The 24,398-nt window shown below is 63.7% G+C and carries 28 protein-coding genes and 2 tRNA genes; 23 read left to right on the top strand and 7 right to left on the bottom strand.

Annotation, left to right across the window (positions count from 1 at the left end; genetic code table 11):
- Positions 1–49: 49 nt before the first annotated feature.
- Genes P6U31_RS33755 through P6U31_RS33740 form a run of 4 tightly spaced genes read left to right on the top strand, consistent with a single transcriptional unit; the run spans position 50 to position 3,022 of the window.
- Positions 50–910, top strand: a complete 861-nt coding sequence (locus P6U31_RS33755; protein ID WP_407185921.1) for a fumarylacetoacetate hydrolase family protein — start codon at positions 50–52, stop codon at positions 908–910.
- 3 nt (positions 911–913) lie between these two features.
- Positions 914–1,717: a 2-oxo-hept-4-ene-1,7-dioate hydratase gene (hpaH, locus tag P6U31_RS33750; protein ID WP_407185920.1), complete on the top strand. Its 804-nt coding sequence runs from the start codon at positions 914–916 to the stop codon at positions 1,715–1,717.
- Between the two features lie 24 nt (positions 1,718–1,741).
- Positions 1,742–2,134, top strand: a complete 393-nt coding sequence (locus P6U31_RS33745) for a RidA family protein (protein WP_407185919.1) — start codon at positions 1,742–1,744, stop codon at positions 2,132–2,134.
- 12 nt (positions 2,135–2,146) lie between these two features.
- Positions 2,147–3,022: an amidohydrolase family protein gene (locus P6U31_RS33740; RefSeq protein ID WP_407185918.1), complete on the top strand. Its 876-nt coding sequence runs from the start codon at positions 2,147–2,149 to the stop codon at positions 3,020–3,022.
- Between the two features lie 215 nt (positions 3,023–3,237).
- Here P6U31_RS33740 and P6U31_RS33735 read toward each other — a convergent pair whose 3' ends face one another.
- Entirely contained in the window at positions 3,238–4,245 is a 1,008-nt protein-coding gene (locus tag P6U31_RS33735) for an LLM class flavin-dependent oxidoreductase (protein WP_407185917.1), read from the bottom strand.
- A 485-nt stretch (positions 4,246–4,730) separates the two neighbouring features.
- Between P6U31_RS33735 and P6U31_RS33730 the strand changes: the two genes are divergently transcribed.
- The 4 genes from P6U31_RS33730 to P6U31_RS33715 all read left to right on the top strand — a co-directional run bounded on the left by P6U31_RS33730 (position 4,731) and on the right by P6U31_RS33715 (position 9,254).
- On the top strand, positions 4,731–5,204 hold the full coding sequence (locus tag P6U31_RS33730) for a cyclic nucleotide-binding domain-containing protein (protein WP_407185916.1): 474 nt from the start codon (positions 4,731–4,733) through the stop codon (positions 5,202–5,204).
- 598 nt (positions 5,205–5,802) lie between these two features.
- Positions 5,803–6,477, top strand: coding sequence for an SGNH/GDSL hydrolase family protein (locus P6U31_RS33725; protein WP_407185915.1), 675 nt, complete (start codon positions 5,803–5,805; stop codon positions 6,475–6,477).
- On the top strand, positions 6,462–7,589 hold the full coding sequence (locus P6U31_RS33720; RefSeq protein ID WP_407185914.1) for an acyltransferase family protein: 1,128 nt from the start codon (positions 6,462–6,464) through the stop codon (positions 7,587–7,589). The genes P6U31_RS33725 and P6U31_RS33720 overlap by 16 nt, the downstream gene beginning before the upstream one ends.
- Before the next feature lie 177 nt (positions 7,590–7,766).
- Positions 7,767–9,254, top strand: a complete 1,488-nt coding sequence (locus tag P6U31_RS33715) for a hypothetical protein (protein WP_407185913.1) — start codon at positions 7,767–7,769, stop codon at positions 9,252–9,254.
- Positions 9,255–9,404: 150 nt separating this feature from the next.
- Here P6U31_RS33715 and P6U31_RS33710 read toward each other — a convergent pair.
- Positions 9,405–9,479: transfer RNA gene (locus P6U31_RS33710), tRNA-Thr, on the bottom strand.
- A 321-nt stretch (positions 9,480–9,800) separates the two neighbouring features.
- Here P6U31_RS33710 and P6U31_RS33705 point away from each other — a divergent pair.
- The 13 genes from P6U31_RS33705 to P6U31_RS33645 all read left to right on the top strand — a co-directional run bounded on the left by P6U31_RS33705 (position 9,801) and on the right by P6U31_RS33645 (position 18,570).
- Positions 9,801–10,004: a hypothetical protein gene (locus tag P6U31_RS33705; RefSeq protein ID WP_407185912.1), complete on the top strand. Its 204-nt coding sequence runs from the start codon at positions 9,801–9,803 to the stop codon at positions 10,002–10,004.
- A 2-nt stretch (positions 10,005–10,006) separates the two neighbouring features.
- Positions 10,007–11,713 (top strand): FAD-dependent oxidoreductase, encoded by a 1,707-nt coding sequence (locus tag P6U31_RS33700; protein WP_407190032.1) that lies wholly within the window; start codon positions 10,007–10,009, stop codon positions 11,711–11,713.
- 126 nt (positions 11,714–11,839) lie between these two features.
- Positions 11,840–12,148, top strand: a complete 309-nt coding sequence (locus P6U31_RS33695; protein WP_407185911.1) for an EthD family reductase — start codon at positions 11,840–11,842, stop codon at positions 12,146–12,148.
- A gap of 210 nt (positions 12,149–12,358) precedes the next feature.
- Positions 12,359–12,868, top strand: a complete 510-nt coding sequence (locus P6U31_RS33690; protein ID WP_407185910.1) for a hypothetical protein — start codon at positions 12,359–12,361, stop codon at positions 12,866–12,868.
- A 123-nt stretch (positions 12,869–12,991) separates the two neighbouring features.
- Positions 12,992–13,816, top strand: a complete 825-nt coding sequence (locus P6U31_RS33685) for an alpha/beta fold hydrolase (protein WP_407185909.1) — start codon at positions 12,992–12,994, stop codon at positions 13,814–13,816.
- A 35-nt stretch (positions 13,817–13,851) separates the two neighbouring features.
- Positions 13,852–14,181, top strand: coding sequence for a hypothetical protein (locus tag P6U31_RS33680; RefSeq protein WP_407185908.1), 330 nt, complete (start codon positions 13,852–13,854; stop codon positions 14,179–14,181).
- A gap of 81 nt (positions 14,182–14,262) precedes the next feature.
- Entirely contained in the window at positions 14,263–14,712 is a 450-nt protein-coding gene (locus tag P6U31_RS33675) for a DUF2948 family protein (protein WP_407185907.1), read from the top strand.
- Positions 14,713–14,866: 154 nt separating this feature from the next.
- Entirely contained in the window at positions 14,867–16,162 is a 1,296-nt protein-coding gene (gene hisD / locus P6U31_RS33670) for a histidinol dehydrogenase (RefSeq protein WP_407185906.1), read from the top strand.
- Positions 16,159–16,656: a UPF0262 family protein gene (locus P6U31_RS33665; protein WP_407185905.1), complete on the top strand. Its 498-nt coding sequence runs from the start codon at positions 16,159–16,161 to the stop codon at positions 16,654–16,656. The genes hisD and P6U31_RS33665 overlap by 4 nt, the downstream gene beginning before the upstream one ends.
- 72 nt (positions 16,657–16,728) lie before the next feature.
- Positions 16,729–17,196, top strand: coding sequence for a low molecular weight phosphatase family protein (locus P6U31_RS33660; protein WP_407185904.1), 468 nt, complete (start codon positions 16,729–16,731; stop codon positions 17,194–17,196).
- Between the two features lie 155 nt (positions 17,197–17,351).
- Positions 17,352–17,981: a Maf-like protein gene (locus P6U31_RS33655; RefSeq protein ID WP_407185903.1), complete on the top strand. Its 630-nt coding sequence runs from the start codon at positions 17,352–17,354 to the stop codon at positions 17,979–17,981.
- 144 nt (positions 17,982–18,125) lie between these two features.
- On the top strand, positions 18,126–18,308 hold the full coding sequence (gene yacG / locus P6U31_RS33650; RefSeq protein ID WP_407185902.1) for a DNA gyrase inhibitor YacG: 183 nt from the start codon (positions 18,126–18,128) through the stop codon (positions 18,306–18,308).
- A gap of 186 nt (positions 18,309–18,494) precedes the next feature.
- Positions 18,495–18,570: transfer RNA gene (locus tag P6U31_RS33645), tRNA-Phe, on the top strand.
- 67 nt (positions 18,571–18,637) lie between these two features.
- Here P6U31_RS33645 and P6U31_RS33640 read toward each other — a convergent pair.
- The 3 genes from P6U31_RS33640 to P6U31_RS33630 all read right to left on the bottom strand — a co-directional run bounded on the left by P6U31_RS33640 (position 18,638) and on the right by P6U31_RS33630 (position 21,962).
- The gene (locus tag P6U31_RS33640) at positions 18,638–19,828 is read right to left on the bottom strand and encodes a class I SAM-dependent methyltransferase (protein ID WP_407185901.1); all 1,191 of its coding nucleotides are present in this window, start codon (positions 19,826–19,828) and stop codon (positions 18,638–18,640) included.
- 30 nt (positions 19,829–19,858) lie between these two features.
- Positions 19,859–20,575, bottom strand: coding sequence for a DUF1365 domain-containing protein (locus P6U31_RS33635; RefSeq protein ID WP_407190031.1), 717 nt, complete (start codon positions 20,573–20,575; stop codon positions 19,859–19,861).
- A gap of 73 nt (positions 20,576–20,648) precedes the next feature.
- The gene (locus P6U31_RS33630) at positions 20,649–21,962 is read right to left on the bottom strand and encodes an NAD(P)/FAD-dependent oxidoreductase (protein ID WP_407185900.1); all 1,314 of its coding nucleotides are present in this window, start codon (positions 21,960–21,962) and stop codon (positions 20,649–20,651) included.
- A 170-nt stretch (positions 21,963–22,132) separates the two neighbouring features.
- Here P6U31_RS33630 and P6U31_RS33625 point away from each other — a divergent pair, with 170 nt between their 5' ends.
- Together P6U31_RS33625 and P6U31_RS33620 are read left to right on the top strand one after the other, a co-directional pair.
- Positions 22,133–22,951 carry a DUF1295 domain-containing protein gene (locus P6U31_RS33625; RefSeq protein WP_407185899.1) on the top strand — a complete coding sequence of 273 codons (819 nt, stop codon included), beginning with the start codon at positions 22,133–22,135 and terminating at the stop codon, positions 22,949–22,951.
- Between the two features lie 76 nt (positions 22,952–23,027).
- Positions 23,028–23,429, top strand: coding sequence for a DUF2177 family protein (locus P6U31_RS33620; RefSeq protein WP_407185898.1), 402 nt, complete (start codon positions 23,028–23,030; stop codon positions 23,427–23,429).
- A 41-nt stretch (positions 23,430–23,470) separates the two neighbouring features.
- Here P6U31_RS33620 and P6U31_RS33615 read toward each other — a convergent pair whose 3' ends face one another.
- Complete coding sequence (locus P6U31_RS33615; RefSeq protein ID WP_407185897.1) at positions 23,471–23,773, bottom strand: hypothetical protein; 303 nt, start codon at positions 23,771–23,773, stop codon at positions 23,471–23,473.
- Between the two features lie 19 nt (positions 23,774–23,792).
- Positions 23,793–24,335, bottom strand: coding sequence for an RNA polymerase sigma factor (locus P6U31_RS33610; RefSeq protein ID WP_407185896.1), 543 nt, complete (start codon positions 24,333–24,335; stop codon positions 23,793–23,795).
- Positions 24,336–24,398 lie beyond the last annotated feature (63 nt).

The raw sequence follows: 24,398 nt of genomic DNA, 5'->3' as shown, positions 1-24,398 counted from the left end.
CGGGCCAGTCGCCGGCCAGTCCGCCTCAACTTTATCGGAGGAAACGACAATGCGACTCCTGAGCTATCTCCTCGACGGCGAGGCGCGCTATGGTGCGGCCGTCGAAGGCGGCGTGGTCGATCTGACCAGGCGGATCGGCCGCGACTATTCGGATGTGAGGGCGCTGATCGCCGCCAACGCGCTCGCCGATGCGCAGGAGGCCGTTGCCGGACAAATGCCGGACTACGCGCTGGACAAGCTCGTGCTGCTGCCGCCGGTGCTGGCGCCGGAAAAGCTCTGGTGCATCGGCGTCAACTACGCCGAGCGCAACGCCGAGTATAAAGACAATTCCGACCTGCCCAAATATCCCAGCCTGTTCGTGCGCAGCATGTCGTCGATGACCGGCTCCGGCCAGCCGCTGGAGAAGCCCAAGGTTTCCGATCAGCTCGACTATGAAGGCGAGCTCGTCATCGTGATCGGGCAGGGCGGCCGCCACATCTCGCGCGAACAGGCGTGGTCGCACATTTTCGGCATGACCTTGTGCAACGAGGGCACGATCCGCGACTGGCTGCGCCACGGCAAGTTCAACGTCACGCAAGGAAAGAACTTCGACCGCTCCGGCAGCATCGGTCCGTGGATCGTCACTGCGGACGAGCTCGACCCGCGCGGCCCGCACGACATCGTCACCCGCGTCAACGGCGAGGTGCGGCAGCAGGATACGACCGAGCGGCTGATGTTCCCGTTCGATTTCCTGATCTCCTATCTCTCTACTTTTGCGACGCTCAAGCCCGGCGACATGATCGTGACGGGCACGCCGACCGGTGCGGGCGCGCGCTTCGATCCGCCGCGCTGGCTCAAGGTCGGCGATGTCGTCGAGGTCGAGTCGAGCCACATCGGCGTGCTGCGCAACGAAGTAGCTGCGGAGCAATAGATCATGCTGGATAACGCGACGATCGAACGCCTCGCCGCGCGGCTGGACGAGGCCGAGCGCACCAAGGCGCTGATCCCGATGTTCTCGAAGGACTATCCGGACTTCAGCATCGAGGATGCCTACGCCGTCCAGCGCGCCTGGACGAAGCTCCAGCTCGGCCGCGGCCGAATCATCAAGGGTCACAAGATCGGCCTGACCTCGAAGGCGATGCAGAACGCGGTCGGCATCAACGAGCCCGATTACGGCGTGCTGTTCGCCGACATGTTCTATGCCGACGCCACGCCGATCCCGTTCGACCGCTTTCACGCGCCAAGGATCGAGGTCGAGCTCGCCTTCGTGCTGAAGGCGCCGCTGCGCGGACCGGATTGCACCATCTTCGACGTGCTCAATGCCACCGACTACGTGACCCCCGCGCTGGAGATCCTGGAGACGCGCATGCATCGCGTCGATCCCGAGAACGGCAAGACGCGCAAGGTGATGGACACGATCTCGGACAACGCGGCCAATGCCGCACTGGTGCTGGGTGGCCGGCCTATCCGCCCCTTGGATGCGGATCTGCGCTGGATCGGCGCGCTGCTGTTCCGCAATGGCGAGGTCGAGGAGACCGGGCTTGCGGCCGGCGTGCTCAACCATCCCGCCAACGGCATCGCCTGGCTCGCCAATCGCCTCGCCCCGCATGACGAGCATCTCGGGGCCGGCGAGGTCGTGCTGGCGGGATCGTTCACGCGGCCCGTCGACATCCGTCGCGGCGACACTTTCCATGCCGATTACGGCGTCTTCGGCTCGGTCTCGTGCCAATTCGTCTGAAACAACAAGAAGAGGGAGCGCATCATGAATGGTCACACGCGGCGCAAGAGCATCCATATTGGCGGGTTCAAGCACGCCAATCCGATTCCGAACGCCTGCCGCATCGGCAATCTCGTCATGTCCGGCGTCATCCTCGGACGTGATGCGGCCGGCGTGATGCCGGAGAGCCTCGATGCGCAATGCGCCAACATGTTCGCGCATATGAAGGCGACGGTGGAGGCCGCCGGCGGCACCACCGACGACATCATCAAGATGACGGTGTGGCTGAAGGACCGCACGCAGCGCGGCCCCGTCAATGTCGAATGGCTCAAGATGTTTCCGGACGAGCATTCGCGCCCGGCGCGCCATGCGCTGCCGATGGATAATATGGATGGCGGCGCGCTGGTGCAGTGCGACTTCACCGCCGTGATCGACTGAAGGAGCGCTTGCATGCCGACTTATCTGCCGTTCGACCCCAATCCGCGCCGCCCGATCAAGGCGCCGCCGCCCAAAACCGTCGATAGCCAGTTTCACGTGCTGGGCCCAATCGACAAATATCCGGAGCGTCCCGGTGCGGCCTACCGGATGCCGACGGCGACCTGGGAGGCGGCGCTGCGCATGCACAAGCAGCTCGGCATCGAGCGCGGCATCATCGTGCAGACCACGACCTATGGCGCCGATCATGCCGTCGTGCTCGATGGGCTCAAAGCCATGGGCCCGAACTATCGCGGCTGCGCCAATGCGTTGGTGTTCGCGGAAGCCAGCGACTCCTATCTCGCCAAGCTGCATGATGCCGGCGTGCGCGGCGCGCGCTTCAGCTTCCGTCAGGAGCTCGGCGCCGTGCTGTCCGATGCCGATTTCGCCCGCGCCATCGCCCGCATCCGCGAGCTCGGCTGGTACGTCAAGATCCAGCCCGAGAAGGACGGCATCGTCTCCAGCGTCGCCAAGTACGAGAACCTCGACGTGCCCGTGCTGATCGACCACATGGCGCGGCCTGATCCGCAGGCCGGCAAGGACGATCCGAATCTGCGCAAGATGCTGGAGCTGCTCAAGAAGGGCAATTTCTGGGTGATGCTGTCGCTCGGCGAGAAGACCTCGAAGGCCGGCGCGCCCTATGACGACGTGATCCCGATCGCGCGCGCCTATATCGAAGCGGCGGTCGACCGCTGCGTCTGGGCCAGCGACTGGCCGCATCCGGTCTCCGTCAAGCAGCCGCCCAACGATGCCGATCTGCTCGAGCTGATGTACCGCTACGCGCCGGATCAGGCGGAGCTGGAAAAGATACTGGTGCACAATCCGGCAAAGCTGTTCGGCTTTCCGGACTAGGGCGGGATGAAATTCGGCGCCGAGCAGCGCTCTCTCCATTCCCTCCCCCCTTGTGGGGGAGGGGCAGGGAGGGGGGTGCCACACGGGGATTCCATCCGCTACCTGGCGACCCCGATACTTCGCTCAACAATCGACATCTTTTCCTGAGCTACCCCCCTCCCTAACCCTCCCCCACAAGGGGGGAGGGAACACACCTCTGTCGGAGCGGATCCCGCTCACACCGCCGGCTGCTTCGCCAACCGATCCCGCACCTCGGCCGCGATCTCGAACGAGCGCAGCCGTGCGGCGTGGTCGTAGATCTGCCCGGTGGTGATCAACTCGTCCGCGCCGGTCTCAGTGATCAGCGCCTTCAGCTTCGCTTCCACTACATCAGGCGAGCCGACTGCGGAGCACGACAGCGACTGGTCGACCATGGCTTTCTCGGCCGGCGACCACAGCGCGTCCATGTCGTCCACCGGCGGCGGCAGCGGGCCGGGCGTGCCGCGGCGTAAGTTGATGAACTGCTGCTGCAGCGAGGAGAACATCCGCTGTGCCTCGACGTCACTATCGGCGGCGAACACGTTGACGCCGACCATCGCATAGGGCTTGTCGAGCTGCGCCGACGGCGCGAAGCGCGCGCGATATTCACGCAGCGCCGGCATCATCATCTGCGGCGCGAAATGCGAGGCGAACGCGAACGGCAGCCCGAGCATCGCGGCAAGCTGCGCGCCGAAGGTGCTCGATCCCAAGATCCACAGCGGCACCTTGGTCCCCATGCCGGGCACGGCGCGGATCGCCTGGTTCGGCTGCACGTCGCCGAGCAGCGCCTGCAACTCCAGCACGTCATGGGGAAAATTCTCGGACGTGGTGGCGAGATCGCGCCGCAGCGCCCGCGCGGTGAACTGGTCGGTGCCCGGCGCGCGGCCAAGCCCGAGATCGATCCGCCCAGGATAGAGCGATTCCAGCGTGCCGAACTGCTCGGCGATGACCAGCGGCGAATGGTTCGGCAGCATGATGCCGCCGGAGCCGACGCGGATCGTCTTGGTGCCGCCCGCGATGTGCCCGATCACCACCGACGTCGCCGCGCTCGCGATGCCGGTCATGTTGTGATGCTCGGCGAGCCAGAACCGCTTGTAGCCCCAGCCTTCCGCATGCCGGGCGAGATCGAGCGAGTTACGGAACGCCTGCGCAGCGTCGCCGCCCTGGCGGATCGGGGCGAGGTCGAGCACGGAAAAGGGGATCATGGGACATACCGGCGGGGAGGATCTGTGCTGTCACATGTAGTATCGTTGCGCCGCATGGGTAGAGCACCTGCGAAACCATCTGGCCTTTGCCCTTGAGCGCGGCTTCGATGGGTTTCGCGCGATCTCTCCAGGACGGTGTCCGAGCGGCCGCATTCCCGTTCACAACACTGTTATTGCGACCGATGGCGTCGTTCGCAGCAACTGGGCACTTTGCGCGTGTCGTTTAGGCCTTGGCGCAGCCTTTGCCTGGCCGCCTCACGCTGCGGCCGCGAACCTGGCGCTTCATTCATATGCCGCTGGCGATCGTCATCGTCGGAGGCAGCGTGGCCCATTGCCTCCTTGGATGATGGAGACTTCCTCGAAGGCGCCCTATGCGGACTGGCGCCCGTGGCAACCGTGAAGGTCGTGATTGACCTGCAGGTGTAGCGAAAGCGAAGGACGCTGCTCGGCTTGCCGCAGTCGGCGGCGGGGCGTAACCTTGTACAATGAACGTCGCTGGCCCCGATCTGAAAGCGTTCCTGCTCGCGACGCCGTTCTTCGGCGGCCTTTCGGAGCCAAGCCTCGACCTCCTGATGTCGATGCTGGTCGAGCGCCATTTCGATGGCAACGCCACCGTCGTGACGGAAGGCGAGCCGGGACGCTCGATGTTCATCGTCAAGTCCGGCCGGCTCGCGGTGAGCAAACGGACAAATACGGGCAGCGTCATCCCGATTTCAGTTCTGGAGCGTGGTGATTTCTTCGGCGAGATGACGCTGATCGAAATGCAAAACCGCTCCGCCACGGTGGTCGCGGAGGTACCGACGGTGCTGTACGAGCTGACCGCCAGGAATCTCTACACCTGCTATAAGGCCGACATCCACGCCTATGTGATCGTGCTGCAGAACATCAATCGCGAGCTGTGCCGGCGCCTGCGCCGGGCCGACGAACGTTTTGCGGGGCGGCGTCGCGAGGACGGTTGATCGCGTCTGCTGGGCTGACGGTTAGAGCGGTAGGATGGGTAGAGCACTTGCGAAACCCATCAGGCATCATCATCGCCGTAAGACTTTGATGGGTTCGCTTCCGCCTTCTCCTTGAGCTACGGCGGACAAGTCGCTCTACCCATCAAAGCTACGACGAACAGGTCGCGCTACAGCAACGCCATCGTGTGCAGCGAGTTTCTATGAAGGCCGAAGGCAACGATGCCGGAGAGAAGCAGCACAGTCCCAGTCACGATCAGGCAACACGCAAACACAATCGGAGCCTCAGGTTCGTTATCCACGCAAAGACGATAATAGATAAAACTTTACCGACAATCGAAAGGAAGAATTAACCTTACCTGCACGGTGCCCGTCGCGACGCATCGGCAAAACGCCAAACCCCTGTCAATCCCTTTTCGCAAAATATTCCGCTTTACCGAAATTGCGCAGTATCCCGCCATCCTGGCCCAAGGAGAGGGGCGATCGTACGTCGCAACGAACGTGGGCCGGAGGGCGGTGGACGCGGAGCTGGTTCGAATATCTTAACCGCCGCCCAGCTATCTTTCGAAATTCAACCCGTGGGTACGTTTTGAGCGCGTACATGAACAGGATGCTTATCGGCTGTGCGGTCCTCTTGATCGGCGCTGTTGCGGCCGGGGCCTCCATTGCCAAGAAGCAAGCGTTTCTCGAATCGCATCGCCGGAGCCGGCAAGTCATCCTTCATTACACGCTGTCCCGGGTCGATAAGCCCATTATCGTTGTCGGCGACAGCGTCGTCGAGGCCTCTGCACTCCCGCACGAACTCTGCGGCCATCCGATCGTCAATGCCGGCCTCGATGGTGCCTCGACAACGAGCGACCTGGGCAATTGGCTGATGGATGTGCTCGACGGGAGACCTGCCGCTGCCATCGTGATGGCCTTGGGGATCAACGATGCGCTCGGAGCGGCGCGTGACTTGCCGCAGTTCAAGGCGAACTACAGCGCATTGTTGGCGCAGCTTTCGGAGACCAAAGCCCGTCTTGTGGTGCTTGCGGTTCCGCCGCTCGAGGTTTCAGCTCGCCTGACGGCCGAGGCGCAAACGAAGGCGATGCGCCTGATCGAGAGCTATAACTCCGCTCTACCTGAACTCGCTTTGCGTGGCGGCGCGACCTTTGCCGCGCTGCCGCCAATGCCGGTGCCGCACACGATCGACGGGGTGCATCTGAACGCCGCCGGCTATCAGACGTGGAATCAAGCCGTCTTGCAGGGAGCATCCGTCCTATGCAGCACGAATTGACGCCACCGGTTGCTCCTGATCAGGCAAACAAGCTTCTCGGATTGGAGCTGCTGCGCTTCCTGACGGCCTTTGCGATCCTGGTGTTTCACTATCGCCAATTCGCTTTCGTTGGCGACAGGGAAGTGGGCCTTGTCCCGGATCAGCTGCCGCTCTATTGGCTGCTTGCGCCCTTCTATGGCAGCGGTCCCTATGCCGTGCGGATGTTCTGGTGCATCAGCGGCTTCATATTCTTCTGGAAGTATCGCGACGCTATCGCCGATCGGGTGCTCGATGGCTGGCGGTTTTTCGTCCTGCGCTTCTCGCGGCTCTACCCGTTGCATCTTGCCACGCTTCTGCTCGTGGCGCTGTTGCAGCCGTTATATTTCAAGGCCAATGGATCGTTCTTTGTCTATCAGAATAACGATCTCATGCATTTCGTGCTGCAGCTGTTGATGGCCGCCAACGCGACGTCGCAGGATGGGCTGAGCTTCAATGGCCCGATCTGGTCGGTATCGGTCGAAGTGCTGGTCTATTTCTTCTTCTTCGTCATGTTGCTGGCAACCCGCTCCTGGTTGCTCAATGTGGCGCTGATCGCCATCAGCCTGACGATTCCCGGAGAGATTGCGGACTGCTTTGCCTTCTTTTACGCCGGCGGGCTGGCGGCGATGGTGCGCCAATCCTTGCAGCCTTCGCCCGCTCGTGCGTTGGCCGTCGAAAGCGCGAGCTGGATTGCTGTCGTGTGCTTGATCTCAGGGTACTGGCTGATGGGCGGCCGACTGGAATCGATCGGCTTGTTGCTGTTTCTGATCTGTACGCCGATGCTGCTCTACAGTTTCTCTCGCGACGTCGTTTTGCCGGCCCGGCTTCAGCGGGTTGTCGAGGCCGCCGGTAACGTGACCTATTCAAGTTATCTGCTGCATTTCCCAATTCAGTTGGCGGTCATGCTGGGCTTTTCCCTGATGCAAGCCCCGGTTCCCCTCTATGACGGCGCGTTCTTCGGACTGTTCATCGGCGCCACGCTGCTGGCCTCACATTTCACCTACCGCTATTTTGAGGAGCCGGCGCAACGGCTCATCCGTGCCTCGTTGCTGCCGGCGCGTGCCGAGGCGATCCGCCGCCCCGCCATCGCCTGAGCACGCAGCGGTGTTTCGCAGTCATTCCTTAACCAACAAGTTCAGCCCTGGCTGGACTCCGTTTCAAGTTTACTCGACCTTAGATGCACTCAACCATAAAGCGATAGTCCGCTCATTACGCCGCAAGCCGAGGGCGCTGTAGCTTGCAAGCCCCGCATCGGAGGTCAGAGGGCCGAAATGTCCGCTCTTGAGGTTTGGAACGGTCTTCGACCCGGCCGCGAGACGTCGAACTCGGCATATCTCGGCGGACACGCCATCTACATCTTCCTGATTTCGTTGGCCTGCCTCTACTACGCGGCAAATGCGCAGCTTCTGCTCGGCCACTATGATCTAGGGTGGCACCTGGCCGCCGGAGATCTCATCAGGGAGAGCGGCAGCATCCCGTTTCAGGATCCCTGGGCGTTCACCCTTGGCGACAAGCAGTGGATCAATCTCTCCTGGCTTTGGGATGTAATTGCCAGCGTGGTCTATGAGTACACGGGCTTTGGCGGTATCGCGATTCTGGTCGTCGCCTGTGGTGCGATCATCGTCGGCTGTCTGACGTGGATCACCTTGGGCAGCGGGGCCTCCGCGCTGGCGGTTTGCACGGCCGTGTTGGCCGCTTCGGTGTTCTATCCGGCTTTTGCCACGCCGCCGAATATCTACCTCGCGGCTTCGCCGAATACGTCGACGATGCTTCTGTCCGTGGTCTTCTACGCCTCATGTCTGAGGAAAACGCGCTATTTGCTGCCGCTCCTCATGATTCTCTGGGCGAACCTGCACGGCGGCTTCGTGATGGGCCTACTGATCATCGGACTGTTTGGCGGCGTGGCGCTGCTTCGCCGCGATTGGGTGAACTTCAGCTATCTTGGCTTCACCGGCGTAGCCTGCCTCGCCGCCACCCTTGTCAATCCGCTCGGCTGGCACATTTACGTCGGCGTCATCGAGACACTTGGTCACTTCGTGCAGGCCTACATCACCGAATGGAGGCCATATTTCGAGAACTTCCAGGTGCCCGGAAGCATTGCCGGCCTGACCTACATCTTTGTGTTCGTCGCGCTCGAACTGCGCAACGGACGCTCGGTTGCCGTTCCCTTGGAGGCAAGGCTGTTCTCTTGGCTTTTCTTGGGCCTGGGATTCTACGAGTACAGGTACATGTCCTTCTTCTACCTGTTCTCGACCATTCCGCTCGCGCTTCACTTCGATCTGATCCTGCCAAAGCGGCTGAAAGCGCTGGGCGCGGAGGGCTATCTTTTCACCTCAGGTGTCATTGTCTCTTGCGCTCTGCCGTTGGTGTTCGCCTTGAAGGCATCGGCTCTCACGTTCTCGGACGATTTGATCTCGGAACAGGACGCCGCTTATCTCAAGGCCAACCTGTCGCATGCGCGCGTTCTGAATCATTGGAACGTGGGTGGCCCTCTGATCGCCCGCACGCATGGCGCTGTGCCTGTGTTCATTGATGGCCGGGCAGCAACCGCCTATCCGGATTCGCTGCTGCGCGACTATTTCAAACTGGCCAAATGGAACATCGACGAGTCCGTTTGGGTCGAAGTTCTCGAGAAATATGAGATCGACGCTGTGCTCTGGCCGACTGCGCATGACGTGCTGAGACGCTTCCTCGTCGAGAAGCGCGGCTGGAAGGAACAGTATGTCGGCATTCACGAGACGCTTTATGCCAAGCCGTGACCGATGATGACGTCTTGCGCCAGAGACGGACGCGCCGATGATCAGGGGACCGCGCGCCTTGCGCTGCCCGCGGCTTCCCAAGGTAATCCTGAAGCCTGTTCGTCGCTCAGGTCCGAACTTCCAATGAAATCGATGTTCCCAGCGGGGTGATGGTGCTGCCAGACAGGATTGAACTGTCGACCTCTCCATTACCAATGGAGTGCTCTACCACTGAGCTACGGCAGCATGTGCTGGTGAAGAATCGGGCGCCCGAGGGGCCCTGCCAAGCGGGCCGATATCTGCCACAAGCCCCCCTCCTGCGCAAGCTTGCTAGGCCCGTCAAAACGAGAAAATCGGGCCGATATCAGGGCTGAAATGCCCATTTTGGCTCGAAATCACCAACTTCCCGCTGATTCCGGGGCCCGAATCCCTCGCCAACTGGCCAGTTGCCCCAAGGCTCGGAGTCGCTCCATTTCGCGTTTCGCACGAATGGATTGTGCGGGCCTCTTGAGCTGCCACGTTCGTTAGGCATGTTAGGCCCAGATCCCGTGAATGGACCTGTCCGTGATGGCTGACGAGACCGACAAGAGTGCGAGACAGGCGAAGGTGTCCCGCGATGACCGGCTGAAATCGGCGCTGCGCGAAAACCTGAAGCGGCGGAAGCTGCAGGCGCGCGAACGCGCCGCGAGCGCTGGGCCCTCGCAGAATGAAGATGGTTCCCTAAATGAGGGGGCCGCCGGGAAAGCCGGCAGCTGGAACGAGCGAGAATGACAATGGGGCAGGACGGACAGCAACGAACCGGTGGTGACGCGATGATGTCGCGCTTCACCCGTCCCGAGCAGACCTTTCCGGCGCTGACGCCGGCCGAGATCGAGCGTATCAGGCATTTTGGCGAGATCCGCAATTACGCCGACGGCGAGTTCCTGTTCGAGACCGGCAAGCCCGGACCGGGCATGTTCGTCGTGCTGAAGGGCCATGTCGCCATCACCCAGCGCGACGGTCTCGGCCACGTCACGCCGGTGATCGACCAGGGACCGGGGCAGTTCCTGGCCGAGCTCAGCCAGCTCTCGGGACAGCCGGCGCTGGTCGACGGCCGTGCCGAGGGCGATGTCGAGACGCTGCTGTTGCCGCCGAACCGGCTGCGCGCGCTGCTGGTCGCCGAGGCCGAACTCGGCGAGCGCATCATGCGCGCGCTGATCCTGCGTCGGGTCAATCTGATCCAGGGCGGCATCGGCGGTCCCGTGCTGATCGGCCCGTCGCATTCGGCCGGCGTGGTGCGGCTGCAGGGCTTTCTCACGCGCAACGGCCAGCCGCATCATCTGCTCGATCCCGAGCGCGATCGCGACGCCGCCGAAGTGATCGCGCGCTATTCGCCGAAGCCCGAAGATTGGCCGCTGGTCGTCACCGCCAGCGGCGCGGTGCTGCGCAATCCCAATGAGACCGAGCTTGCGCGCGCCATCGGCATGATCGGCGGCGCCAAGGACGACCGCATCTACGACGTCGCGGTGGTCGGCTGCGGGCCGGCCGGGCTCGCCACCGCCGTGTATGCGGCGTCCGAAGGATTGTCCGTCGCCGTGCTCGACATCCGCGCCTTCGGCGGCCAGGCCGGCGCCAGCGCGCGAATCGAGAACTATCTCGGCTTTCCGACCGGCATCTCCGGCCAGGCCCTGACCGCGCGCGCCTTCACCCAGGCGCAAAAATTCGGCGCCGACATCATGATCCCCGTCACGGTGAAGTCGCTCGACTGCACGCGCAAGGACGGCGCGTTTTCGGTGGCACTCGAGGGCAGCGATCCCTTGCGCTCACGTTCGGTCGTGGTCGCGAGCGGTGCACGTTATCGCCGACCTGCCATCGAGAACCTCGACAAGTTCGAAGGCCGCGGCGTATGGTACTGGGCCTCGCCCGTGGAAGCGAAGCTCTGTGCCGGCGAGGAGGTGGCTCTGGTCGGTGCCGGCAATTCGGCCGGCCAGGCTGCCGTGTTCCTGTCGGGTCATGCGAAGCGCGTGCTGATGATCATCCGCGGCGGCGGCTTGGGCGCCAGCATGTCGCGCTATCTCATCGAGCGCATCGAAGCCACGCCGAACATCGAATTGATGTTCAACACCGAGATCACCGCGCTCGAAGGCGACGAGGCTGGGTTGCTGCGGCGGCTCCGCTGGAAGAGCCGGTTGTCCGACGACGAGGATTCCGCCGACATTCGCAACCTCTTTCTGTTCGTCGGCGCCGATCCCGCCACCTCCTGGCTCGACGGCTGTGGCGTGACGCTCGATCGCGGCGGCTTCGTCGTCACCGGCGCGCAGTCCGAGCAGAACCAGGGCCGGCTGGTGGCGCCGCTGGAGACCTCCGTGCCCGGCGTCTATGCCGTCGGCGACGTCCGCTCCGGCTCGGTCAAGCGCGTCGGCGGCGCAATCGGCGAGGGCGCCCAGGTCGTGGCCTCCCTGCACGGCTATCTCGGCGACGCCGCAAAACCGGCGCTTTAGGCAAGGAGAAGACAAGCGGACGGCAAGTCGAAGAGGCTTGCGGTTTTGCCGCGTCCAACGGACTATCGTCGCACCCGCGCGGCGTATCGCCCGTGGAACGAACAAAATATTCAACGGGAGGACTCAATGGCTGAACTCGTCGTGCTCTACAAAACGCCCAAGGATACTGCCGCCTTCGACAAGCATTATGCCGAAACGCATATTCCGCTGGCGAAGAAGCTTCCCGGCTTGAAGAAATACGCAGTCAGCACGGGCACGGTCGGCTCTCCCGCCGGGCCTTCCGGAATTCACCTCGTCGCCATCCTCACCTTCGACAGCGTCGCTGCCATCCAGTCCGCCTTCGGCAGCGCAGAGGGCAAGGCGGCCGCGGCCGACGTGCCGAAATTCGCCAGCGGCGGTGCCGACCTCTTGATCTTCGACACCAAGGAAGTGTGAGTCGCTGGTTCTGCTTTCGTCGAGCCCGCAAGCTACAAACGACCTCTGCCGTCGCTTGTGACGGCGAATGCAAGAAATTCAGCCATGCGTTGTCGATTCGCACGATGACGCATGGCTTCGCACCTGCATGTGATGACGACGCCGGTGGCAATCCCATGAGGAGCGTAATACTACTCTCGTCATCTCAATGCGGAGAGTAGGAGAGATGTCATGGTTCTTGGGTTGAGCCTGCCCGCCTTCACGATGGTTCATGTCATCATCAGCCTGATCGCCATCGCCGCCGGCCTCGTCGTGATGTTCGGCCTGCTCGGCTCGAAGCCGCTGCCGGGTCTCACCGCGATCTTCTTGGCTTTCACCATCCTGACCAGCGCTACCGGCTTCCTGTTCCCGTTCAAGGAGCTGCTGCCTTCGCACATCATCGGCATCATCTCGCTTGTGCTGCTCGCGATCGCCTGCGTCGCGCTGTACGGCATGAAGCTCAGCGGCATCTGGCGTCCGGTCTATATCGTGACCGCGATGGTCTCGCTCTATTTCAACGTCTTCGTGCTGGTGATCCAGTCGTTCCTCAAGGTGCCGGCGCTCGCCGCACTCGCGCCCGCCGTGCCGCCGGCACCGCCATCGGGTCCGGTGTTCGCGGTGGTGCAGGGCATCGTGCTGGTGTTCTTCGTCGTGCTCACCGTCGGCGCCTGGCGTCGTTACAAGCCGATGGCATTTGCCTGATCACTCACATCTCGTCGTCATTTCCGGGCCATCGCGCAGCGATGAACCCGGAATCTCGCGCCTCAATCCGGCTTTGCGCTCCGCGCGCCCCGGCATGACGTCTCACACTTAAGGAGTCCCACAATGGCCACCATCACCACCAAAGACGGCGTCGAGATCTTCTACAAGGACTGGGGAAGTGGGCAGCCGATCGTGTTCAGCCACGGCTGGCCGTTGTCGTCGGACGACTGGGACGCGCAGATGATGTACTTCGTCACGCGTGGCTATCGCGTCATCGCCCATGACCGCCGCGGTCATGGCCGCTCGGCGCAGGTCGCGGACGGTCACGACATGGATCATTATGCCGACGATCTCGCCGCCGTCACCGGGCATCTCGACCTCAAGAACGCCATTCATGTCGGCCATTCCACCGGCGGCGGCGAAGTGGTGCGCTATATCGCGCGCCACGGCGAGAGCCGGGTGGCGAAGGCGGCGATCCTGTCGGCAGTGCCGCCGCTGATGGTGCAGACCGCGGCCAATCCCGGCGGCCTGCCGAAGAGCGTGTTCGACGGCTTCCAGGCCGCGCTTGCCGCCGGCCGTTCGGCGTTCTACCGCGACATCGCCGCGGGCCCGTTCTACGGCTACAACCGTCCGGGCGCAAAGCCCTCGGAGGCGGTGATCGAGAACTGGTGGCGCCAGGGCATGATGGGCGGCGCGAAGGCGCATTACGACGGCATCGTCGCGTTCTCGCAGACCGATTTCACCGAGGACCTGAAGAAGATCAACGTGCCGGTGCTGGTGATGCACGGCGACGACGACCAGATCGTGCCTTACGCCGATTCCGGGCCGCTGTCGGCGAAGCTTCTGAAGAAGGGCATCCTGAAGACCTACAAGGGTTTTCCGCACGGCATGCCGACCACGCACGCCGAAACCATCAACGCGGACCTGCTGGCGTTTTTCAGGGAGTGAGATGCGACTCGCACCCGCATGAAGGGGGCGTCGCATTGGATTTCGCAGGCATTGTCTGCGGCTTGCGCCTCTCCCGCTTGCTGGCGGGAGAGGCGGCGCGTTTGCAGAGCGTGGCGCGTGAGGGCTCTTGCCGCGAAATGCTGCGGGATCTCTCGGCGACGCTGACGGTGTGTCGTGTGACGAATTCCAAGATGGCCAGGGTGCAGGCGGTCCATACTGCAACCTCGCCGCTTTGGTCGCAGCTGCGTCGGCCCTCGCCGCGGCTCGTCACGTCGACCGAGCAGATTGGCCGCGCCATGATCCGCGTCGCCCGGGAGGGGTATCTGCGGAAGGTGCTGGAAATGGAGGATATCAATAGCCTCTAGCCCGCCGGCCCGTTAGTTTGTGCGGAAATTTTGGGCCCTGGGCGCGTTGAGCCCTGTCCACCCGAAGGAGAAGCGTCGGCGATGTCGCCCCAGCTCAAACTGATCGCGCTCGACGCCGACGATCTCGCCGTGATCTCGACCCATGTCCAGGACGCCCGCGTCCAGGCCTCCGACATCATCTGGCGACAAAGCGAGAAGCGGCTCGTGGTCGGGATGAGCCGGCTGGACTGGGAGCAGACGCTGGAGGGCGAGGCCGAGCCGCGCCGGCTGGTCGCCGCGCTCCGCTTCGACCGCGTGCTCGCCTGCAAGTCGCGCAACATCGACCTCAATGCTCCCGACAAGGTCCTGGACCTCGTCGGCATCGAATTTCACCCGAGGGGCGGGCGCAGCGAGGAGCCCGCCGGCAGTGCCCTGCTTTTGTTCGCCGAGGGCGGTGCCATCCGCCTGGACGTCGAATGCCTGGAATGCGAGCTGACCGATCTCGGGGCGGACGCGCTGGGAACGGGGGTGGCGATCGAGGGGGAAGGCTGAGGTGGCATGCCAATCACCGGCCCTGCCGTCGCCGGGACGATCCCAAGGGCGACGGCCCGGTCCCAAGGGTTGACGCCGCTTCCCCGCCGCGCCATTGAGCAGGGGACCTGGTGCGCCAATCCGCCCCCAAGACCAGCCAGAAGCCAAGCCAGACATGCCCGTTCGTCTCGATCGCAACAGCGCCGATTTTAACCAGCGATTCGCGGCCTTCCTCGCCGCCAAGCGCGAGGTCTCGGCCGACGTCGAGGCCGCCGCGCGCGCCATCGTCGACGACGTGGCCAAGCGCGGTGATGTCGCCCTGCTCGAGGCCACCGCGAAGTTCGACCGCCTGACGCTGGATGCATCCGGCCTGCGCGTCACGGCCGCCGAGATCGAGGCCGCGGTGAAGGCCTGCGATGCCGCCACGCTGGACGCGCTGAAACTCGCGCGCGACCGCATCGAGACCTATCATCGCCGCCAGCTGCCGAAGGACGAGCGCTTCACCGACGCGCTCGGCGTCGAGCTCGGCTGGCGCTACACCGCAATCGAATCGGCCGGCCTCTACGTGCCCGGCGGCACCGCGGCCTATCCGTCCTCGGTGCTGATGAACGCAGTGCCCGCCAAAGTCGCCGGCGTCTCGCGCCTCGTGATGGTGGTGCCCTCGCCGGACGGCAAGCTCAACCCGCTGGTGCTGGCGGCCGCGCATCTCGGCGGCGTCACCGAGATTTACCGCGTCGGCGGCGCGCAGGCCGTGGCTGCGCTGGCGCACGGCACCGCGACGATCGCGCCGGTCGCAAAGATCGTCGGCCCCGGCAATGCCTATGTCGCCGCCGCCAAGCGGCTGGTGTTCGGCAAGGTCGGCATCGACATGATCGCGGGCCCGTCCGAGGTGCTCGTCATCGCCGACGACACCGGCAATGCCGATTGGATCGCCGCCGACCTCTTGGCGCAGGCCGAGCATGATGCCAGTGCGCAGTCGATCCTGATCACCGACTCGGCGCGGCTTGCCGCCGATGTCGAACAGGCGGTCGAGGCGCAGTTGAAGACGCTGCCGCGCGCGGCAATCGCCGGTTCCTCCTGGGCCGATTTCGGCGCCATCATCATGGTGAAGAACCTGGACGAGGCCATTCCGCTCGCGGATGCCATCGCCGCCGAACATCTCGAGATCATGACTGTGGATCCCGACGCGCTCGCCGCCAGGATTCGCAATGCCGGCGCGGTGTTCCTCGGGCCCCATACGCCCGAGGCGATCGGCGATTATGTCGGCGGCTCCAACCATGTGCTGCCGACGGCGCGCTCGGCGCGATTCTCCTCAGGCCTGTCGGTGCACGACTTCATGAAGCGCACTTCCATCCTGAAATGCGGGCCGGACCAGCTCCGTGCGCTGGGCCCGGCCGCGATGACGCTCGGCAAGGCGGAGGGGCTGGACGCCCATTCGCGCTCGATTGGATTGCGCCTCAATCTGTCATGACAAAGCCGCCCGAACAGGACGACTCCAACAATCGCATCGTCGCGGTCACCCTCGACGAAGACTCGATCGGGCGTTCCGGGCCCGATATCGAGCACGAGCGGGCGATCGCGATCTACGATCTGATCGAGCAGAACCTGTTCGCGCCCGAGGGCGCGGAGGGGCAGGGCCCGTTCACGCTGCACATCGGCATCACCGGCAATCGGCTGATGTTCGACATCCGCCGCGAGGACGGCTCGCCCGTCGTCGCGCATCTGTTGTCGCTGACGCCGTTCCGGCGGATCGTGAAGGACTATTTCATGATCTGCGACAGCTACTACCAGGCGATCCGCACGGCGACCCCCGACAAGATCGAGGCCATCGACATGGGCCGCCGCGGCATCCATGACGAGGGATCGCGCACGCTGCAGGAGCGGCTGAAAGGCAAGGTGCGGGTCGACTTCGAGACCTCGCGCCGGCTGTTCACGCTCATCACCGTCCTGCATTGGAAAGGCTGATCCCGCATGATCCCGAAAAGTGGGAACCGGTTTTCGGATCGGATCATGCGCGAAAATATAAGAGCGTAAGCGATGGCTGCGCCGCCACGCGCAAGCAATCCGCAATCGGTGCTGTTCGCCTGTGCGATGAACAGCGTGCGCTCGCCGATGGCCGAGAGCCTGTTGCAGCACATGTTTCCGCAGGGTCTCTACGTGAAATCGGCGGGCACCAGAAAGGGCGAGCTCGACCCGTTCGCGGTTGCCGTGATGGCCGAGCTCGGCCAGGACATCTCCGCCCATAAGCCGCAGACCTTCGAGGAGCTGGAGGATTGGGAGGGGCTGAATTTCGATCTCATCATCACGCTCTCGCCCGAGGCGCACCACAAGGCGCTGGAGCTGACGCGGACGCTCGCCGCCGACGTCGAATATTGGCCGACGCAGGATCCCACCACCATCGAAGGCAGCCGCGACCAGAAACTGGCGGCTTATCGCGAGGTCTGCGACCAGCTCCTGCTGCGCATTCGCCGGCGGTTTGCCAAGGTCGGCGCGGCGAGCGGGTAGCATTCGGCACCCGTAACACCGGCGTCACAGACTGAGGGCACAGCGATGTCGGACACCTCGAATCAGCAAAGTCCGGGTTCCCGGGTTGTGAAATCAGCCCCCTTCCGATAGGTTCCGCGCGCAATTCACCCCTGCCTCATCCCCCAAATCACCTGATGCTCGGCCGCCCCAAATTCGTACTTGCCTCCGGTTCGCCGCGTCGGCTGTCGCTGCTCAACCAGGCCGGCATCGAGCCGGATGCGCTGCGGCCGGCCGACGTCGACGAGACTCCGAAGCGGGGCGAGCTGCCGCGTGCCTGCGCCAATCGGCTCGCGCGGGCCAAGGCCGATGCGGCACTGAAATCGGTGCAGCTCGACGACGAGCTGAGAGGCGCCTTCATCCTCTCCGCCGACACGGTGGTAGCGGTGGGCCGCCGCATCCTGCCCAAGGCCAACCTCGTGGACGAGGCTGCGCAGTGCCTGCGGCTGCTGTCGGGCCGCAACCACCGGGTCTACACCGCGATCTGCCTGGTCACGCCGCGCGAGGCCTTCCGCCAGCGCCTGGTCGAGACCCGCGTCCGCTTCAAGCGCCTGTCGGAGGACGACATCCAGGCCTATATCGGCTCCGGCGAATGGCGCGGCAAAGCCGGCGGCTACGCGGTGCAGGGCATCGCCGGCTCCTTCGTGGTCAAGATGGTGGGGTCCTACACCAACGTCGTCGGCCTGCCGCTCTACGAGACCACCACGCTGCTCGGCGGGGAGGGCTTTCCGATTCGCTTCGGCTGGCTCAATTCCACCACGGTGTGAGCCGGCCGGCCGCGGCCCAACAAGAGTCGCGAAAACAACCCCATGCACAGTAGAATGGCCCGCCGCGGCGCCCGCGCCGCTGCACCAGGAACCGGTTTGCCGACAGGCTCTTGAACCCTTTCACCCGTGCAAGCTGCCGACATCATGGACGACCAGGTCAAAAAGCCCGCCAGCCCGCTCAAAGCCTGCCCGATCTGCGGCAAGCCGCAGTCACAGGCGACCCGCCCGTTCTGCTCCTCGCGCTGTCGCGACGTCGACCTGAACCGCTGGCTGAAGGGCGCCTACGTCATCCCCGGCCGCGACGACGACCCGGATGACGTTGAATAGATAAACAATATCAGTAGCTTGATTGAGCGGGTGCGACGCCGCGCGCCAGCCACGGCAAGTCCGCCGCAGCTTGTGCACAGCCGGGCCGCGCCCCGCGCAGCCTCTTGGCGAAGCCGGGTGGACAGGCCGCGTCCGGCCCACTATAAACCGCCCGCTCGATGGGCTTTGGCCCCTCTCTTGGAGCACGCCCAGGTAGCTCAGTTGGTAGAGCATGCGACTGAAAATCGCAGTGTCGGTGGTTCGATTCCGCCCCTGGGCACCATTCCTCTCGGCCCGCTGCCCTGGGTGGCGACCAACCGCCTAGCGGCCAGGAGTGCCGCAAGACCCGGTCAGCTTCGCCGCGCAAACACCAGCTGCCCGACGTCGATCTTCCCGGCCCTGAACCCGGCCTCGCAATAGCACAGGTAGTATTCCCACAGTCGACGGAAGGGCTCGTCGAACCCGATCGACGTCAGATCGGTCCAGGCTCGGCTGAAATTGTCGCGCCAGAGTGCGAGCGTCTTCGCATAATCCTGCCCGAACGCGCGCTCGCGAATGACGGGCATCTCGAAGCGTTCGCCAAGCGAACGCAGGATATTGGCCGAAGGCAGCATCCCGCCTGGAAAGATGTATCTCTGGATGAAGTCCACACGCTGCCGATAGCTGCCGAAAAGCTCATCGCGAACCGTGATTGCCTGGATGCCGGCCAGGCCGCCGGGCTTGAGCCGCTGGTTCAGCTGATTGAAATAGGCAGGCCAGAACTGCTCGCCCACGGCCTCGATCATCTCGATGGAGGCGATGCGGTCGAAGCGGCCGTCCTGGTCGCGATAATCCTGCAGGCGAACCTCGACTTTCTCGGCGAGTCCAGCCTCATGGATCCGTCGTCGGGCAAATTCATGCTGCTCCCGACTGATGGTGAGCGCCAGCACGCTCGCGTCGTAAGTCTTTGCGGCGAATTCGGCGAAGCCACCCCAACCGCATCCGATCTCGAGCACGCTCTGGCCGGGCTGCAATTCGATGGCCTTCGCCAGCTGTTCGTATTTGTGCTGTTGCGCGGCGGGAAGGTCGGCCGTCTCGGCCGCGAAGAGGGCCGATGAATAGGTCATGCTGGAATCGAGCCAGGCAGCGAAGAAGTCGTTTCCGAGATCGTAATGTTTGTGGATATTATGCCTCGACCCGTGCCTGGTGTTGCGGCGCAGGTGATGAAGCGCTCGCCGGCAGAGGCGAACCAGCATGCTTCCGGCAAAAGCGCTCTCGACGAGGTCTTCGTTGAGGCAGAACAGGTAAAGAAGCTGAGCGAGATCGGGCGTGGTCCAGTCGCCCCGGATATACGCCTCGGCCATGCCGATATCACCGCCGACAACAAGGCTGCGCGCAAACCTGTAATTATTGAGTTCGATCGTGGCCGTCGGGCCCGCAAGCTGGCCACGCAATGTGACCATTCGCTGGTCGGGAAGGCGCACGTGAACGGTGCCGCACCGAAGTTGCGACGCAAGGCGCAGAGCCAGTCGGCCAAAGAACGGGACGCCGTCAAATTGCATGGTCTGATGCGGGACTGCGAGGTCCATTGTCTAGGTCTCACGTTGTTTCAAGCGGGGCACATAGGGAACTCCTTTCAGCCAGAGCCGCAGTGCTTCCCAGTGAATGGCTGCGATCACCTTGAACGTCAGCAAGGGCAGGCCGACGAGCGCCACCAGCAGGGAGTGGCTGGTGAGAGCACGACGTCGTCCGCAGAACGCGGCAGCGAACATCGCACCCTGCGCGCCGCTCTGCAGAATCCTGACTTTCACATCCTGCTCCGGTGGAGAAACGCTGAAACGGTAATGCGTGTCCATCGCCATGAAAGGTGAGACGTAGAACTGCTTTGCCTGGCTTTGTCGTATGCTGCGGCCCGCCGCCTCCTGCACGGGAAGGACGTAGGAATGCAGTTCGCCGTAAGTGTTGCGGACTTCGTAGATCAACAGCGCTGGATTGCCGGACGCATCGTAACAAAAATAGATCGAGAGCGGGTTGAACACGTAGCCGAGGACTCGGGGATAGCAGAGCAGGAGCACGCGGCCTGCAGAGAGATCGATACCACGTTCCGCTGCGAGGCGCCGGACATAGTGGCTGAGGCCGGTGCGCTTGCCTTCACCGTGATCGCGCTCGTAGAAGCTGAAGGGCGCCGCGCGGTTGATGCCGAACAGGTGCGATTGGCGATCCGCTTCATTGAGCTTGTCGAGATCGATCAGCAGGCTCATCACGCGGTAGGTGAATCTGTGCTGCACGGGCCGCCATCGCGCGTGCATCACCTTTCCCCAATAGAGCGCGGCGGGCGCTGCCACATTCTCCACTCTGGCTGGTCCGGTTTGAGCCACCGCTTTACTCGGCAGCCTGGGCCTGCAACGGGGCGGGCTGTCGCCACGGAACCTCGCTGCCAAGGGCTTGGGCAACAGCGATGCCCGCCTGCAGGCCATCCTCGTGAAAGCCGTAGCCGGCCCAGGCGCCGCAGAACCAGGTTCGGCGACGCCCCTGAATCGCGGGGAGCCGTCGCTGCGCCGTGAATGCAGCCAGGTCGTATTGCGGATGGGCGAAGCTGAATTTCCCAAATGTCAGATCGGCCGCCGGCTCGAACGGCGGGTTGAGGCTGACGAACAATGGCTTGCGCTCTTCGATGCCCTGCAGCCGATTCATCCAATAGGTCACCGCCACGTCGTTCTGCGCGGGCGTCTGTCGCGGCCAGCGCAGGAAGTTCCAGGATGCCCATCCCTGGCGACGCCGGGGCATGAGATTGGGATCACGGTGCAGATAGACGGTGTTCGGGGCATATCTGATCGCACCGAGAATGGAGCGCTCCTGCGCGTCGGCATCCGACAGTGCCGCCAAGGCCTGATCGCTGTGACAAGCCATCACTACGGCGTCGTAATTCTCCACACCGCCATGACTGTCGCGGACGGTCACGCCATGCCTCGTTCGGTCGATAGAGGTCACCGCGCAGCCTAATCGAATGTTGTGCCTGAACAAGGCAGTCAGCTTCTCGACATAGTGGCGGCTGCCACCCCGCACGGTCCGCCAGCGCGGCCGATCGAGGTGCAGCAGCCGGTGATTGTCGAAGAAGGCGACGAAGTTCTCCGCCGGAAACGACAGGATGTCGTCCGACGAGGACGACCAGATGGCCGCCCCCATCGGGCCGAGATAGTCCGAGAACAGCCGCGGCTCGAACGCTCCCTGGCGCAGATACGCGCCGAGAGTCAGGTCACGCAGCCGGCCGGCGCGCAGATCGGCTACGGCCTGTTTGTTGAAGCGCAGCACCTCGGCCAGCATGCGATAGTATGAGGGCGAGGCGAGGTTGCGCTTCTGTGCGAACAGGCCGCGGGCCGTTTGCAGGGCGGTCTCGCCGCCGCCTCGCCACTCGAATCGGCCGCCATCTACGGATAGGGCAAAGCTCATGCAGGTCTCGACGGTCTTCACGCCCAGATGCGCGAACAGCGAGGTCAATTGCGGATAGTTCGTCTCGTTGAACACGATGAAGCCGACGTCGACGTCGATGGACTCACCGTCATAATCCACCCGAACGGTATGGCTATGTCCGCCTGGCTGCAGCTCGCGCTCGTAAACGGTGACTGCGTAACGTTTCGACAGGAGCCACGCGGCGGCATTGCCGGCAATTCCCGTCCCGATCACGGCCAAACGCATTCTCTTTCGCCCCCACTGCGGTACCGTCCGCCGACGGTCCTTGAAGCAACGGCTAAGAAACGTTCGGCGAGATGGCGCGGATCACCTGGCTCCCGTGGAGCCGCCCGCCGCAGAGCACGAAACCGGCACCCGCAGGGGACGTATCCGGAGGAGTGAATTCAGGTGAGGGCATGATTCTTCCATACGTTCTGGCGCTCGGCGGCATTGCGCTGGCCCTCTGCCTTTTGATGGGACTGGCCTGGGTCGTTCAGCAGCGCACGGGCAATTCCGGCTGGGTCGATGCCATCTGGTCCTATGCGACCGGCCTCGTCGGCGCGGCCGCTGCCTTGTGGCCGCTTGACGAGGGGGCACCGGCCCGCCAGGTGCTCGTCGCAGGCCTCGTGCTGCTCTGGTCGGTGCGGCTCGGCACGCACATCGCGCGCCGCTCTGCGGCCGGGATCGACGATCCCAGATATGCCAACTATGCGCGCCAATGGGGGCCTGACGCTCCTCGCCGGATGTTCCTGTTCCTGCAATCACAGGCGCTGGTCTCGGTGCCGCTGCCGTTCGCGGTCTTCCTGGCCGCACACGCGCCGGGGCCCGGACTGCGACTGCAGGACTACGCCGGAGCAGCGATCATCCTGGCTGCGGTCGCCGGCGAGGCATTGGCCGACCGCCAGCTGCGCCGCTTCAAGTTCGATCCGTCCAACGCCGGCCATGTCTGCGACGTCGGCCTTTGGCATTGGTCGCGTCACCCGAACTACTTCTTCGAATGGTTGGGATGGCTGGCCTACCCGGTGATCGCGCTGTCGCCCGGATATCCATGGGGTTGGCTCAGCCTGGCGGCGCCGGCCATCATGTACCGGATCCTGGTCCACGTGACGGGAATACCGCCGCTCGAAGAGCAGATGCTGCAATCGCGCGGCGAGCGGTATCGCCAATATCAGGCGCGCACCAGCGCATTCTTTCCATGGCCGCCGCGCACGCGCGGCGATGAGCGGTCGATGTGATCCGCAATGGCCCGCGGATCGTTCTTCCGACAGCCAGCTCGACAAACCCGGCCTGACAGCCGACGGGAACGCGGACATGACCCTTTTCTTGACCTATCTTGCGGTGGCCGTGACCTTCGTTGCCGTCGACATGGTCTGGCTTACGACCATGGTCGAAAGACTGTACCGGCCGATGCTGGGCGATATGTTGCGGGCTCAGCCCAATCTTGTGGCCGCGGCCGCGTTTTATGTGCTGTATCCTGTCGGCCTGATCTGGTTTGCCGTGTTGCCGGCGCAGCAGGATGGCGGCGCGCTGCGTGCGTTCACGTCCGGCCTGCTGCTCGGCTGCTTCACCTATGCCACTTACGATCTGACCAATCAGGCGACACTGCGAAACTGGTCGACCGGGCTGACCCTAGCGGACGTGTGCTGGGGATCGTTGCTCGGCGGCGTCAGTGCCTGGATCGGCTTTCTTGTCGCGCAAAAGCTGTCGCACTGATCACGCTTGCTGCTCCGACGAAGCTGAGCTCGCGTCTTGGTCTAGGGATGCTTTTGCTTCCCAAGCTGCTCGAACGCCGCTCTGGTTTGCGCGATCTTGTCGGACAAGTCCTGGAATGCACTCAGAGCCTGCAGCTTTGCCTCTTCCTCGAGTAAGAGGCATGCGAGATCGACAAGTTGATCGCTCATGCGCTCCATCATTGCAAGCAGCCGATCGGCACCGGATTCAGGCTCGTCGGATACGACACGCTCGACCTCTCTCACGATGGCTTCGAGCCGTGCCGTTGAAAAAACAAGCCGGTTCCTGCGCCCGCGCTCGGGAAATTCGATGATCTCTGCGTCCATGCAGGAGCTCTCGCCGGGTTCAGGCTGCGGCCGATGCCGCGAGGCAATCCTTGCGCACCGTCAAGATAGTTCGGTGGAGCCAGGTCTTGATGGTGCCGACCGGCACGCCAAAACGCCGCGACAGACTCGCGCGGCTCTCGCCTTCGAGATAGGCCAGAGCGACCAGCCTGCGGCGATCTTCCGGCAAACGCGCCAGTGCGCCGTGGGCAATGGGTTCGGCGCTGGCGTAATCGAAGTCCTCCGCTGGTGACGGCCCGGCTGCTGTCGGCACCATCAGCGCCTTGTCCAGCTCGACACTTGGCCGTCGTCTGATGCGCAGATGATCAATCGTCGTGTGCCGCACGATCGCGGACATCCAGGCCATGGCAGGTGCCCGTCCGGAATCGAAGCGGGCGGCATTGCGCCAGATCTTCAAAAAGCTTTCCTGGAGGATGTCGTCGACGTCGTGCGGCGCGGCTCCTACGGCCAGCGCGATCCTGCGCAGGCTGCCGCGTGTCAGCGCATGGAGCTCGGCGAAGGCGCGTGTTTCGCCTGCGCAGACACGCGCCAAAAGTTCGTCCAACCTCTCGCTCTGCACCTGACTTCCCGGGCTTGAACAAGCCATGTCCTGTCTCCCTTGCGTTTC

It is taken from the genome of Bradyrhizobium centrosematis, assembly GCF_045571495.1.
Taxonomy (GTDB): domain Bacteria; phylum Pseudomonadota; class Alphaproteobacteria; order Rhizobiales; family Xanthobacteraceae; genus Bradyrhizobium; species Bradyrhizobium centrosematis.
The sequence above is the reverse complement of the archived record's forward strand: the minus strand, read 5'-3'. Positions and strand labels throughout refer to the sequence as shown.